Origin of the sequence: Legionella sp. ST3F1, from assembly GCF_048553315.1 — a bacterium.
GTDB classification, from domain to species: domain Bacteria; phylum Pseudomonadota; class Gammaproteobacteria; order Legionellales; family Legionellaceae; genus Tatlockia; species Tatlockia donaldsonii.
On the sequence record NZ_JBLZIO010000087.1, the window covers coordinates 1 to 244 of the forward strand.

Below are 244 nucleotides of genomic sequence, written 5' to 3' on the forward strand. Positions count from 1 at the left end.
TAGCTAAGTTCGGACGGGATACCCGCTGAAAGCATCTAAGCGGGAAGCCTCCCTCAAGATGAGTTTTCCCATGAAGCCCGTTGAAGACTACGACGTTGATAGGCGAGGTGTGGAAGCGCAGTAATGCGTGAAGCTAACTCGTACTAATTGGCTGATTGTCTTGACCATATAACCTGAATTGCTTTGAGGTTATAGGCAATAATGAAAGACGAATACGTTTGTGTTACCTCACATTCTTTACCGG

The 244-nt window shown here is 45.9% G+C and carries 1 rRNA gene; it reads left to right on the top strand.

The features are described from left to right. Positions 1–168, top strand: a 23S ribosomal RNA gene (locus ACN4Z1_RS16050); the annotation flags it as partial. Positions 169–244 lie beyond the last annotated feature (76 nt).